This window comes from Bacteroidota bacterium (assembly GCA_008933805.1).
Lineage (GTDB): Bacteria > Bacteroidota > Bacteroidia > UBA8524 > UBA8524 > SB11.
Genome location: WBUH01000002.1, coordinates 34,109 through 47,903 on the forward strand (window position 1 = coordinate 34,109; position 13,795 = coordinate 47,903).

At 41.5% G+C, this 13,795-nt stretch carries 9 protein-coding genes; all 9 read left to right on the plus strand.

Going from position 1 to position 13,795, the window contains the following annotated elements:
* Window positions 1-32: 32 nt before the first annotated feature.
* Window positions 33-1,661 (plus strand): peptide MFS transporter, encoded by a 1,629-nt coding sequence (locus tag F9K23_02290; protein KAB2917998.1) that lies wholly within the window; start codon window positions 33-35, stop codon window positions 1,659-1,661.
* A gap of 113 nt (window positions 1,662-1,774) precedes the next feature.
* Window positions 1,775-3,739, plus strand: coding sequence for an oligopeptide transporter, OPT family (locus F9K23_02295; protein KAB2917999.1), 1,965 nt, complete (start codon window positions 1,775-1,777; stop codon window positions 3,737-3,739).
* A 126-nt stretch (window positions 3,740-3,865) separates the two neighbouring features.
* Window positions 3,866-4,405 carry a UpxY family transcription antiterminator gene (locus tag F9K23_02300; GenBank protein KAB2918000.1) on the plus strand — a complete coding sequence of 180 codons (540 nt, stop codon included), beginning with the start codon at window positions 3,866-3,868 and terminating at the stop codon, window positions 4,403-4,405.
* 57 nt (window positions 4,406-4,462) lie between these two features.
* Entirely contained in the window at window positions 4,463-6,415 is a 1,953-nt protein-coding gene (locus tag F9K23_02305) for a polysaccharide biosynthesis protein (GenBank protein ID KAB2918001.1), read from the plus strand.
* Window positions 6,416-6,626: 211 nt separating this feature from the next.
* Window positions 6,627-7,895, plus strand: a complete 1,269-nt coding sequence (locus tag F9K23_02310; GenBank protein KAB2918002.1) for a c-type cytochrome — start codon at window positions 6,627-6,629, stop codon at window positions 7,893-7,895.
* Between the two features lie 74 nt (window positions 7,896-7,969).
* Window positions 7,970-11,131, plus strand: a complete 3,162-nt coding sequence (locus F9K23_02315; GenBank protein ID KAB2918003.1) for a 4Fe-4S dicluster domain-containing protein — start codon at window positions 7,970-7,972, stop codon at window positions 11,129-11,131.
* Between the two features lie 45 nt (window positions 11,132-11,176).
* Window positions 11,177-12,592, plus strand: coding sequence for a hydrogenase (locus tag F9K23_02320; GenBank protein ID KAB2918004.1), 1,416 nt, complete (start codon window positions 11,177-11,179; stop codon window positions 12,590-12,592).
* A gap of 21 nt (window positions 12,593-12,613) precedes the next feature.
* Entirely contained in the window at window positions 12,614-13,150 is a 537-nt protein-coding gene (locus F9K23_02325; GenBank protein ID KAB2918005.1) for a DUF3341 domain-containing protein, read from the plus strand.
* Window positions 13,147-13,791, plus strand: a complete 645-nt coding sequence (locus F9K23_02330; GenBank protein ID KAB2918006.1) for a cytochrome c — start codon at window positions 13,147-13,149, stop codon at window positions 13,789-13,791. The genes F9K23_02325 and F9K23_02330 overlap by 4 nt, the downstream gene beginning before the upstream one ends.
* Window positions 13,792-13,795: the final 4 nt, after the last annotated feature.

The following is a 13,795-nucleotide window of genomic DNA, read 5'->3' on the forward strand; positions in this document are numbered from 1 at the left end:
CTTGCGACATGCGAGGCTTTTTTATTTTAACTATGGAAAGAAAACACCCGGTAGCATTGCCATTCCTGTTTTTTACTGAAATGTGGGAACGGTTTGGTTATTATCTGATGATAGGCATCTTTACATTGTATCTTAAAGATGTAAAAGCAGGCTTTGCAATGACAGAAGCCGAAGCAGCAGACCTTTACGGAACTTTTATTGCCCTTGTTTTTTTAACTCCGTTTTTGGGCGGACTTCTTGCCGACCGTTATTTTGGTTATCGTAAATCAATAATTGCAGGCGGAATAATGATGGGTGTTGGATATTGTATGATGGGAATACATAATTTGCCCATGCTTTATCTATCAATGACGTTGGTGATTCTTGGTAATGGTTTTTTTAAACCCAATATCTCTACGTTACTAGGTAATGTGTATTCTACACCGGAGTTTAAGGATAAGAAAGACGATGGCTATAACATTTTTTACATGGGTATAAATGTTGGGGCCTTTATCTGTAACTTTTTTGGAGCAGCGTTATACATTATGCTGGGATGGAGCTATGCGTTTATGGCAGCCGGGGTAGGTATGTTTATAGGCATTATTGTATTCTTGGTAGGTACAAAACACTATGCACATGCCGATGTAAAAAAAGGGGTAAAGGAAGGCGATATGCCGATGTCGAAACTAACTCTTGTGATATTACTGCCATCTATTGTTGCAGGTTTACTGGGCTGGTTTTTACCAGGAAGTATATTCGGATCCGATTCAACAGATGCCTTTATCTTCTCATGCATACCCGTTATCTACTTTTTCGGAACATTGTACACCAAAGCTGCCGCAAATGAAAAGAAGCCAATAGCAGCATTACTTGCAATATTTACTGTTGTAATTCTTTTTTGGGCGGTATTTAAACAAAACGGTTCTGCACTAACAACATGGGCGGACAGATACACCGACCGCGAATTGAGCGGTGCATCGCAAACTGCGTTTGAAACTATTAAAGGAGCCCAAACCATCACATACAGTAAAGACAGTGTTGCCTTATATGATGATCAGTTTAGGATATCAAAAGAAAACGGGGTAGTGGTGAAAGAGTTTAACTACCCGCCATATTTTAAAAACATGGCCCCTGAAAAACTACCTCAAGAGGGAAGTAAGATAAGCGTGTGGGCAACCAACATCAGCCAGTCTATTAATCCGGGCTGGGTAATATTGTTGACACCTTTGGTGGTTGCGTTTTTTGCTTATTTGCGCCGTAAAAATAAAGAGCCTTCAACACCTACAAAAATTGCTTGGGGTCTCGTTATTTCTGCACTATCAACATTGGTAATGGTGGGTGCTGTGTATGCTTCAAACAACGGGGTTGAGAAAGCTTCAACGTGGTGGTTAATTGCATCGTATGGTGTAATCACCATAGGCGAGTTATTTCTAAGTCCCATGGGATTATCACTAGTTTCAAAAGTAAGTCCGCCCCATATTACTTCATTGATGATGGGAGGCTGGTTCCTTTCTACATCTATTGGAAACAAGCTTTCAGGTGTTTTGGCTTCGATGTGGGATAAATACGAAGACAAGACTAACTTTTTCTTAGTAAATTTTGTTTTGTTAGGCTTTTCAGCAATACTAATGCTGATATTACTACGCTGGCTGAAGAAAGTTCTTTCAGAAAGGCTTAGTTAATTAGAACAACATTCTGAATAATAAGCAATTCGAACAAATCGAATTGCTTATTATTTTATATGCGTTGTATAGTTCCATTTCACTATTTTTGATTGTTATATGTAATTGTTAAGATGGAGGAAGAAAAAAACAATAAAGAGTTTAAGCCATACATAGCCGCTAAAGACTTTATTCCTGAGTTTACTCCCAAAGCTATCATATTAGGTGCTGTTTTCGGCATTATATTCGGGGCAGCAACTGTTTATCTGGGTCTTAAAGTAGGCTTAACGGTAAGTGCCTCCATTCCCATTGCAGTATTGGCAATTTCTATTTTCAAAAAAATTGGCAATGCCACCATTCTAGAAAGTAACATCGTACAAACTATAGGTTCTGCCGGAGAATCGGTAGCAGCCGGGGTGGTATTTACTATACCTGCCTTGTTGTTTCTTTCAGGCGGTATCGATTACTTTAACTACTTCACCATCTTTATTCTTGCCCTTTGCGGTGGTATTTTAGGGGTGTTGTTTATGGTGCCTTTGCGTCGTTCGTTGATTGTTAAAGAACACGGAAATCTACCTTATCCCGAAGGTACTGCTTGTGCCGACGTTTTAGTTGCGGGTGAAAAGGGCGGAAACCTTGCCAAAAAAGTGTATTACGGTTTAGGCGTAGCCTTTTTATACAAAGTATTAATGACTGTTTTCGGGTTTTGGAAAGATGTACCCCAAATCGTATTCAGTCGCAAATCTGCACTTCCCAACGGGACGGTAAATGGTGAAATCACTCCTGAGTTGTTAGGAGTGGGATATATCATAGGTCCCAGCATTTCAGGGGTAATGGTTGCGGGCGGTGTATTATCGTGGTTAGTGCTAATCCCCTTAATTACATTTATCGGGGATTACCTTACTGTGCCTTTGTTGCCTGAAAAAGTGAAACTAATAGCAGACATGAGTGCCGATGAGATATGGAGCAAATACATCCGTTACATTGGTGCCGGTGCAGTAACCTTTGGTGGTGTAATGACTTTGATAAAGACCCTTCCTACCATTGTATCTGCTTTTCGAGATTCATTTAAAGATTTAAAAAATCAAAAAAATAACGCTGAGGCAAAAACCCGTACTGAAAAGGATATGCCTTTGATTTGGGTGGTTGCAGGCAGCTTGTTTCTTATCGTATTTATGGCAGTGATGCCGGGATTACCTGTAAACTGGCTTTCATCAGTAATGATTGTTGTGTTCGGGTTCTTCTTTGTAACGGTGTCTTCACGTATTGTGGGGCTCATCGGTTCTTCATCTAACCCTATATCGGGTATGACCATAGCTACACTGATGGCTACTGCGTTGATATTTGTAGGTATAGGATGGAGTGGTGATGCTTACCAACCCATTGCATTGGTGGTGGGTTCAATCGTTTGTATTGCATCGGCCAATGCGGGGGCTACCTCTCAGGATTTGAAAACAGGTTTTATTGTAGGAGCAACTCCTATAAAGCAGCAACTTGGTTTACTTATTGGGGTGTTGGTATCCGTTGTTGCCATTGGGTTTACCCTAATGTTGTTAAACGATGCCATAGGTATTGGTGAACCTACTGCCGAGCACGCCAAACCGCTTCCTGCTCCGCAAGCAACCCTTATGTCAACCGTTATCAAAGGACTTTTGAGTAATGATTTGCCTTGGGGACTTGTAATTATTGGCATGGGTATTTCAGCGGTGGTAGAGTTGTGCGGTATCAGTTCACTAGCATTTGCCGTGGGTGCATATTTGCCGCTTAGCAGCACCACGCCTATATTTATAGGTGGTATGGTTAAATGGCTTTCAGACAAGATAACCAAGCGCAAAGGCGAAGAAAGCGATATAGGTTCGGGCGCTTTGTTTAGCTCGGGGCTGATTGCCGGAGGTTCGCTTACTGGTATTTTGATAGCGTTTCTTACTGCAAAAACCATACAGGGTGCGGATGGTGAAGTGAGTTTGATGGTATGGCTGAACAGCGGGGTTGCAGAAGGTATGGGAACATATGCTGACCTTGTAGCAATGATTATGTTTTTGCTGCTGGGAGCCCTGTTACTGCGCTTTGCAATAATGAAAGAAAAACAAAACGGATAATTTTACAACCTTTGATAATATTAAAGTCTAATACTTTAAGAATAAAAGGTATAATTTTGTGTAGCTAATATTAAGGAGTGTTATTTACTTTTAACCGTCATAAGGTATAAAAGCTGACTTTGGCCTATGGAAAGTTCAACAGCGTTTAAAAATTGGTATGCGATATATACCACCCCGCGTGCTGAAAAGAAAGTTGCGGAGAGGTTTGAACAGGCCGGTTTTGAATATTATCTCCCATTAACTAAACAATTAAAAAGGTGGAGTGATCGTAAAAAATGGGTTATAGAACCCCTTTTTAAATCGTATATATTCGTTAAAATTGACCCGTCAAATTATTTCAACGTTCTTAATATACATGGTGTTGTACGTTTTATAACATTTTCGGGTAAGGCAGTGCCAATTCCCGAACGTGAGATTGAAACAATAAAAATGCTGTTAGCTGAGTTTTCGGATACCATTGAAGTAGCTGAAAACTTAAAACCCGGAACGCCAATAGAAATTTTGGCCGGCCCGATGATGGGGATAAAAGGGGAGATGGTAGAATACCGCGGTGAAAAGAGAGCTTCGATAAGGATAGAGTACATTAATCAATCGGTATTGGTTAATATTCCGTCATCCTTCATCACGCCACTCGCACAAGAAAAACCCCTACCCGTAGAAAGTTGATCGTTGTTTAGATAATAGACTGGAAATTACTTGATGATATAAATATAATTTTGTAACATGAATTGGGATAACGTGCTGAAAAAACCGTCAAAAAGTCATATACCCCGCTGGGTAATATTGCTTATAGATTTAAGCATATGTCTTTTTTCGTTTGTTGTAGCCCATTACCTGCGTCATAATTTTATATTGACGTCTGAAAACTATACAGCGTTGTACGCCGCAATTCCGGTGTTCCTAACTGTTCGTTTTGTCTCATTCTATCTTACCAAAACTTACCACGGTATTGTTCGTTACTCAGGTACTCAGGATATCATCCGTATTTTTGTTACTCTTTTAGTGGGCAGCATGGTGCTTGTAGCCACCAACATCGTTGCAAATAGCCTTCCCGCAATCAACCATTTTATAATTCCCCATTCAGTAGTAATTATAGATTTCTTTATCTCATTGGTATTAATGACTTCTTCGCGTTTTGCCTACAAACATTTGTATAAGCAAATCACAAAAAGCGATGGAGGTGTTAATGGCAACGGTATCGGTAAATTGAATGTTATTATTTACGGTGCAGGCGATTCAGGACTTATTACTAAACGTACGTTAGAGCAAGAAACCAAAAACCGCCAGCGTGTTATTGCCTTTGTGGATGACAACCCCTCAAAAGCAAAAAAACGTATCGACGGGGTGCCTATTTACCATACTGAAACACATCTTGAGAAGTTATTGCGTGATAATAAAGTGGACGAGGTGATTATCTCTATCCAAAACATTACCAAGCAACGTAAAAAAGATATTATCGAGGCTTGCCTTGCCCTGAACGTAAAGATTAAAGTAATCCCTCCCGTTGAAAAATGGATTAACGGTGAGTTGAGTTTTAGCCAGTTTAAAAAGGTAAACATTGAAGAGTTGCTTGAAAGGGATGAGATACAACTTGACCTTGAGAAAATAAGCGAGAACATCAAGGGTAAAACAATAATGATTACCGGTGCTGCCGGTTCTATAGGTAGTGAAATTGTACGCCAATTAATACCCTTTTACCCTAACAAATTGGTATTGGTTGACCAAGCTGAAACACCTTTGTATGAATTGGAGGGTAGACTTAAGGAACTGTTCAAACATCATGGGTTCAGCAAAACGGTTGATATTATTATGGCAGACATCCGCTGCCACGAAAAGATAGAATATATAATAGCCAATTATAAGCCCGATATTATTTACCATGCTGCTGCATACAAACATGTGCCGTTGATGGAGAACAACCCCGATGAGGCTATTAATACGAACGTGGGCGGTACCAAAACGCTTGCTGACCTTGCTGTGAAATACGGTATCCGTAAGTTTGTAATGGTATCTACCGATAAGGCAGTAAACCCTACCAACGTTATGGGGGCCAGCAAACGCATTGCTGAGATTTACGTTCAATCATTGAACAATTGGGAAGGCAATACCACTACCCGATTTATTACTACCCGTTTTGGCAATGTATTAGGCTCAAACGGCTCGGTAATTCCATTATTCAAGAAACAAATAGCCGAAGGAGGCCCGATAACCGTTACACACCCTGAAATCACCCGTTATTTTATGACTATTCCTGAAGCTTGCCAACTGGTGATTGAAGCCGGTAATATGGGCAGGGGAGGAGAGATATTTATTTTTGACATGGGACAGAGCGTGAAGATTGTTGATTTGGCCAAGAAGATGATAAAACTATCAGGGCTTACTTTGGGTAAAGATATCAGTATAGAATTTACCGGCTTGCGTCCGGGTGAGAAACTGATGGAAGAGCTGTTGAATGATGCGGAAAACACTTTGCCAACGCATCACCCTAAAATTACAATTGCAAAAATTAAACCCTACCACTACGAGGTGATCCAAGAAGAAGTAACTGCGCTTATCGAGTTGCTTAATGTAAGGGACACCGAGCTCATCGTTCGTAAGATGAAACAGATTGTTCCTGAGTTCATCAGCAACAATTCAGTGTTCACTTCGTTAGACGTTGTGAAACTACCTTCATAAATCTCCCTGCTCTTATTTGTCATTTATAACAGTTAAATAATTGTTTGTCAGTTTTTTGTAAACATTATTTAGACGTGTTTTAAATTAAAGAAATGTGTATTTTTTTTAGTCAGTCAATGTTTTTGCACACTATATTTGCGCCCAAAACACGGTAAAAGTAGTAGTAATAACCTACGGAGCCGCGAGTTTTTAAAAAACTTAAAGAGAGTATATGGTGCATACTTCAACGCTTAAACGCCTTCTAATATTACCCTTAGCCTTAGGCATTTTCGCTACTACCCCTATTTTGGCACAAGATGTTGCCGAAGGCGAAAAATTATTTAACGAGAACTGTACTTCATGCCACGTGATTGACGGGGCTAAAAGTGTGGGACCAAACCTTCGCGACGTTACTAAACGTCGTAAAGAAGATTGGTTGTTAAAGTGGATTAAAAACTCACCCGCAATGATTGCCTCTGGCGACCCCGTTGCTGTGAAATTGTACGAAGAGAACAACAAAGCAAACATGACTGAGTTTGGTTTCCTTAGCGATAACCAAATCAAATCAATCCTTAAGTATGTTGAGTCTGCTCCTGTAGCTACTGCCGCAGCAGCTCCTGCTGAAGGCGGTGCTTCAACATCAACTGAAGCTACTTCAACAGTATCTTCTAAAAAGGATGAAGGTTTTTATAGTTCAACCACTATGATAATCTTATTAGTACTAGCCTTTGTACTACTTGTGATGGGCTTACTATTATCAAGGGTACAGGCTATGATGAAAAAGATGCTTGCTGCCAAATTCCCCGAAGAGGAAGAGTTGAACCAACCTTCGTGGTATGAAAGCAAGTTTACCCCTTGGGTTAAAAACTTAAACCCTACCATTACTGTACTTGTATTAGTACTTATTGTAGGTGTTATAGGCGGTGGTGCGTACTTTAAATATGCAAACGAAGAGATAGGTGTACAACAAGGTTATGCTCCTGTTCAGCCTATTGCATTTGACCACAGCTTGCACGCCGGCGAATACAAAATGGATTGCCAGTTCTGTCACTCTACTGCTTCAATCAGTAAGCAGGCAAGTGTACCTTCAGTAAACACTTGTATGAACTGTCACAAGAGTGTTGACGCTTCTGCCAAATACAACGGTGAAGTTTCTCCTGAAATTCAAAAAATACGCGACGCGTATAAAAACAATACCCCAATTAAATGGGTGCGTATACACAACCTACCCGACCACGCATACTTTAACCACGCACAACACGTAAGCGTGGGCAAACTTGAGTGCCAAACTTGCCACGGACCAATTGAAACCATGAAGAAAGTTGAGCAGTTTGCCAGCCTACAAATGGGATGGTGCGTAAACTGTCACCGTGAAGCTAAAATTGACGTTGAAAACAACGACTACTACGAAAAACTTCACAAAGACCTTAAAGGCATGGGCCGTAAAGGTTTGACAGTAGCCATGAACGGTGGTTTGGAATGTGGTAAATGCCACTATTAATAGTTAAGTAACAAAGATTACCAACCTCACACATTAAATTCTGAGAAATAAACCTTCATCATAATAAACGTTAGATGGAAAATAAAACTAAATACTGGAAAGGTTTAGAGGAACTGAACAGGGAACCCGGTTTTGTTCAAGCAAACAAAAACGAGTTTGCCGAAGGCCTTCCGCTTGACGAAGTGTTTAGCGAAAGCACAATGAGCCTTTCGTCGAACCGCAGGGATTTCCTTAAATACTTCGGGTTTAGTGTTTCAGCCGTTGCCTTGGCAGCCTGTAACACAGCCCCTGTTAAAAATGTTATACCCTATGTTACAAAGCCTGAAGAGGTGAACCCAGGTATACCCAACTGGTATGCTACTGCCTACGAAGGTCAGCCTATATTGGTAAAAACCCGTGAAGGTCGCCCTATTAAAATAGAAGGCAACAACAAAGGTTTTACCGGTGGTGGTGTTGATGCCGCAGGGCACGCATCGCTGTTGAGCTTGTACGATTCAGAAAGGCTTGATGCCCCGATGAAAGACGGCAAAGCAAGCGACTGGAAAACTGTAGATAAAGAAATTACTGATAAACTTACCAAAATTGCTGCTGCAGGTGGTGCAATCCGTATCGTAACAGGTTCGGTAAACAGCCCCTCAATGCTAAGCGCTATTGCTGAGTTTACTGCTAAGTATCCAACTACACAACACGTTCAATACGATGCAGTATCGTATTCAGGCATTCTTAATGCCAACAAAATGTGTTTTGGAAAAGCAGTAATCCCATCATACAAGTTTGATAAGGCTAAAGTGATTGTGAGCTTTGAAGCTGACTTTTTGGGTACTTGGATTTCTCCAACCGAATTTACTTACCAATGGTCTAGAAACCGTAGGTTGTTAAACGGTGAAAAAGAAATTTCACGTCACTACCAATTTGAAGCTACTCTTTCTCTTACCGGTTCTAATGCTGATGTGCGTATGCCCATCAAGCCATCAAAACAAGGCGAATACGTAGTGGCATTGTACAATGCTGTTGCTAAACTAGCCGGTGTTGATGCTATAGCAAGCGGTGCTAAAGAATTGGGTGGTAACTCAATAGGCAATGCTGCTGCCGACCTTTGGAAAAACAAAGGAAATTGTGTGGTAGTAAGCGGTAGCAACGATCATTACACACAGTGTGTTGTAAACGGTATCAACTTGATGCTTGGCAACTACGGTACTACTATTGATTTGGATAACTACTCAAAACAATACAGTGCTACCGATGATACGTTTGAGAAGTTTGTAGATGAGTTGAACAACGGCACTGTTAAGGCTGTTATCATGCACGGTATCAACCCTGCATATACTTACTACAATGCTAAGAAGTTTGAAGCAGGTATTAAAAAGGCTGAATTGTCTGTTAGCGCAGCATACAGCATTGATGAAACTGCTAAACTTTGCCAATACCTTACCCCTGATAACCACTACTTAGAGAGCTGGGGTGATAACGAAACCAAAGCAGGGTATTTTGCATTTACGCAACCTACCATGCAACGCGTGTTTGAAACCCGCCAAGTGCTTGAAAGCATCTTAGTATGGGCAGGTAACAACACTGCGGCTTACGATTACATTAAAAATAACTGGCAAACCAAAATGTTTGGTTTGCAAAGCAAATACACTTCGTTTTCACAAATGTGGAACGAAAGCATCCAGAATGGTGTGTTTGAAATGACTGCTATAGCTACTACTGCGGTTACTTCAGCTGCCAATATGGGCGAAATGGCGAGCAAAATTGCCAAAGGTGCTGCTGACGCTGAGTTAGAGTTTGTTGCTTACGAAAGCAGCGCACTACGCGACGGTCGTGATGCTAACAACCCTTGGTTGCAAGAATTGCCAGATCCTATCAGCAAAGTAACTTGGGATAACTTTGCCAGCCTTTCTAAATACAATGCTGACCTTATTAAGGTTAAAGAAGGCGATACAGTTAACGTTACTGTAGGTAGCGTTAAGTTTGAAAACGTTCCTGTAATTATCCAACCCGGTCAAGCACGTAACACTGTTGCTATCGCATTAGGTTACGGACGCAAAGAGGGTGGTAAAGTTGCAAAAGAAGCAGGTGGTGTGGATGTATTCCCGGCACGCAGCTACAAAAATGATGCGATAACCAACGTAACATCAGCCGGTGTTAAATTGGAAAAAGGCAGCGCTCGCTATGAGTTGGCTCGCACCCAAACCCACCACTCTATTGAGGGCAGGGATTTAGTGAAAGAAACCAGCTTGCCTGCATACCAACGTGACCCACGTTCAGGTAATCACGATCACCACGGGCTTATCCGCGACCCTAAAAACAACGGTCAGTACTACACCCTTTGGGAAGAACACGATAACAAAGGCCACAAATGGGGTATGGCAATCGACTTGAATGCTTGTACCGGTTGCGGTGCTTGTATCGTAAGTTGTAATGCTGAGAACAACGTTCCTGTTGTAGGTCGTGATGAAGTACGTCGTCGTCGTGAAATGCACTGGATACGTATCGACCGTTACTACCGTTTCTCTCCAACTACTCCAAACCCTGAAGATAAACAACTGGGTGCCGGTTTCACTAAAGCCGGTGATTTGGGTATCGGTGAAACAGATGGTTACTTAGATCACCCTGAAATGTATGACAACGTGAGCGTATCACACGTTCCTATGATGTGTCAACATTGCGGTCACGCTCCTTGCGAAACTGTGTGTCCTGTACTTGCTACAACTCACAGCAACGAAGGTTTGAACCAAATGACTTACAACCGTTGTATCGGTACTAAGTATTGTGCAAACAACTGCCCATACAAAGTGCGCCGTTTCAACTGGTTCCGTTATAACGACAATAACAAGTTTGATTATTACATGAATAACGACTTGGGTAAAATGGTTATCAACCCCGATGTTACCGTTCGTACCCGAGGTGTTATGGAGAAATGCTCATTCTGTATTCAACGTATCCAATACGGTAAACTTCAAGCTAAGTTGCAAAACCGCAAACTAAAAGACGGTGATGTGAAAGTAGCTTGTCAACAATCTTGCGCATCAGGTGCTATTGTTTTTGGTGATTTGAAAGATCCTGAAAGCGAAATCTCACGCTTGTACCGCAACGAACGTGCTTACCACATGTTGGATGAATTGAACGTTCAGCCTGCGGTTGTGTATATGACACAAGTTCGCAACACCGAAGAAATAGGTGCTGCACACGCAACCAAAACTGAAAAGAAAGCTGAGCACGAACACGCTCATTAATAATTAATTAAAAAGAAAGTTACACTTAACAAGAATATATAAGCCATGTACGAATCTCCCATAAGAGAACCGCTTGTAACAGGAGGAAAAACGGTAGCTGATGTAACCCGCGACATTTGCCGCCCAATGGAAAACAAGCCCACCAAAGCCTGGTGGATAGGTTTCATCATTTCGGTATTTTGTTTAGGGCTACTGCTATGGAATTTGTGGACATCATCAACACAAGGTTTAGGCTTGTGGGGTATCAACAAAACTGTAGGCTGGGCTTGGGATATCACCAACTTCGTGTTTTGGGTGGGTATCGGTCACGCCGGAACCCTGATTTCAGCAATCCTTTTGCTGTTCCGCCAAAAATGGAGGATGTCTATCAACCGTTCAGCTGAAGCGATGACAATTTTCGCGGTAATGTGTGCCGCCATATTCCCTTTGTTTCACATGGGTAGGGTATGGATTGGACCTTACTGGGCGCTACCAATGCCTAACGCATTTGGTTCGTTGTGGGTAAACTTTAACTCACCATTGCTTTGGGACGTATTTGCGATATCAACTTACTTCTCAGTATCACTATTGTTTTGGTACTTGGGTTTGATTCCTGATATTGCTTCAGTACGTGACCGTGCTACAACCAAAGTTCGTAAATTTATGTACCACTTCTTTGCTATGGGCTGGGATGGTTCAGTACGTACTTGGGCACGTTACGAAGTTGTATCGTTGATTTTGGCAGGTATTTCAACTCCTCTGGTACTTTCGGTGCACACCATCGTATCTATGGACTTTGCTACCTCAATAGTTCCCGGATGGCACACTACCATCTTCCCGCCATATTTCGTTGCGGGTGCTATCTTCTCAGGTTTCGGTATGGTGTTAACGCTGTTGGTTATTGCCCGTAAGGTAATGAACTACGAAAACTACATCACATCGGGTCACTTAGAAGCAATGTGTAAAATCGTAATGCTTACCGGTTCTATGGTAGGTTTGGCATACATTACTGAGTTCTTTATCGCTTGGTACTCTGGTGTAAACTATGAGCAGTATGCGTTCCTTAACCGTATGAGCGGTGAGTACTGGTGGGCTTACTGGAGTATGATGACATGTAACCTTATTGCCCCTCAGGTATTTTGGATTAAATGGGCACGTACTACACCTTGGTTCATTTTTGTAATGTCAATCATTGTAAACATCGGTATGTGGTTTGAGCGTTTTGTAATTATCGTAACCTCACTACACCGTGATTACCTTCCTTCAAGCTGGGTTATGTATTATCCAACCCCAACTGAGGTAGGTATATTTGTGGGTTCATTCGGTTTGTTCTTTACCTTCTTCTTCTTGTTCTGCAGGTTCCTACCTGTAATCAACATGGCTGAGGTAAAATCAATCCTTCCTCACAAACACCATGATGACGAGCATGGTCATGATGACCACGGTCATAGTCACGACCACAATCATAACGATAACCACTAATAACGAAATTTTTAGTAAGCGATGAGCAATAAAACCAATAATATGCTTTACGGTATCTATGATGATGCCGACCAATTCCTGAAATCAGCTTACAAGATGAAGGATATGGGTGTGCCTGTTGAGGATTGCTATACCCCACACCCCGTGCACGGTATAGAAAAGGCAGTGGGCATTAAGCGTACCCGTCTTACAATTGCTGCATTTTTGTGCGGCCTTACCGGAACCATATCAGCTGTAACGCTTGAAATGTACACCAACATTTTTGATTGGCCAATGAATATAGGTGGTAAACCCAACGGTGGTTATGTACCTGCCTTTATTCCTGTAACGTTTGAGCTTACCGTGTTGTTTACTGCTTTTGGTATGATGATATTGTTTTTTTACCGTAACAGGATGGTACACGGTCAACGTGAGAAATTGGTTGACCTACGTCAGACAGACGATTTATATATCATAGCCATTAACATGGATGAACAACACCACAGCCGTGAAGAAATTGCCGGTGTGATGATGCAAAATGGTGCTATTGAAACAAGGGAGAAAGGAGTAAGCAAATGACAAAGAATATATTGAAGCTTATACTACCCGCTATGGCTGCAGCAGTTATGTTGCAAAGCTGCGGTGTAGCAGGCGGTGATGATCCCGGTGTTGAATATGCACCTGATATGTATGTATCAAAAGGATATGAGCCTATGACCCAGTTAGAAAGCAAACAGTTCCAATTGGTAACTGTGAGCGGAAAAACGGTGATGCTTACCAAAGATGGTAAAACCATGCGTGACCCTGTAAAAGGTTCTATCCCTCGTGATTTAGATTTTGAAGCAGGCCATGTATTAATAAACAACTTTTTGTGGATGCAATATCCTTATGCCAATTCTATCGGCGGTAAAGATTCAGCTTCAAAAATGTTGCAAAACCCTATTCAGTTAACTGAAAAATCTCTTGCAAACGGTAAGAGGCTTTACAACATTAACTGTGCTCCTTGCCACGGTGTTGACGGTTTGGGTAAAGGCCCTGTAGCTGCAAAAGTTGCAGGTATTCCTTCATACAAATCAGCAAGGATACTTAACCTTACTGATGGTGGTGCATACCACACCATTACTTATGGTTTGAACAATATGGGTTCATACGCATCAGTACTTACCCCCCAACAACGTTGGGAAGTTATCCATTACATTAATTACCTAAAAACTAACTAACCGC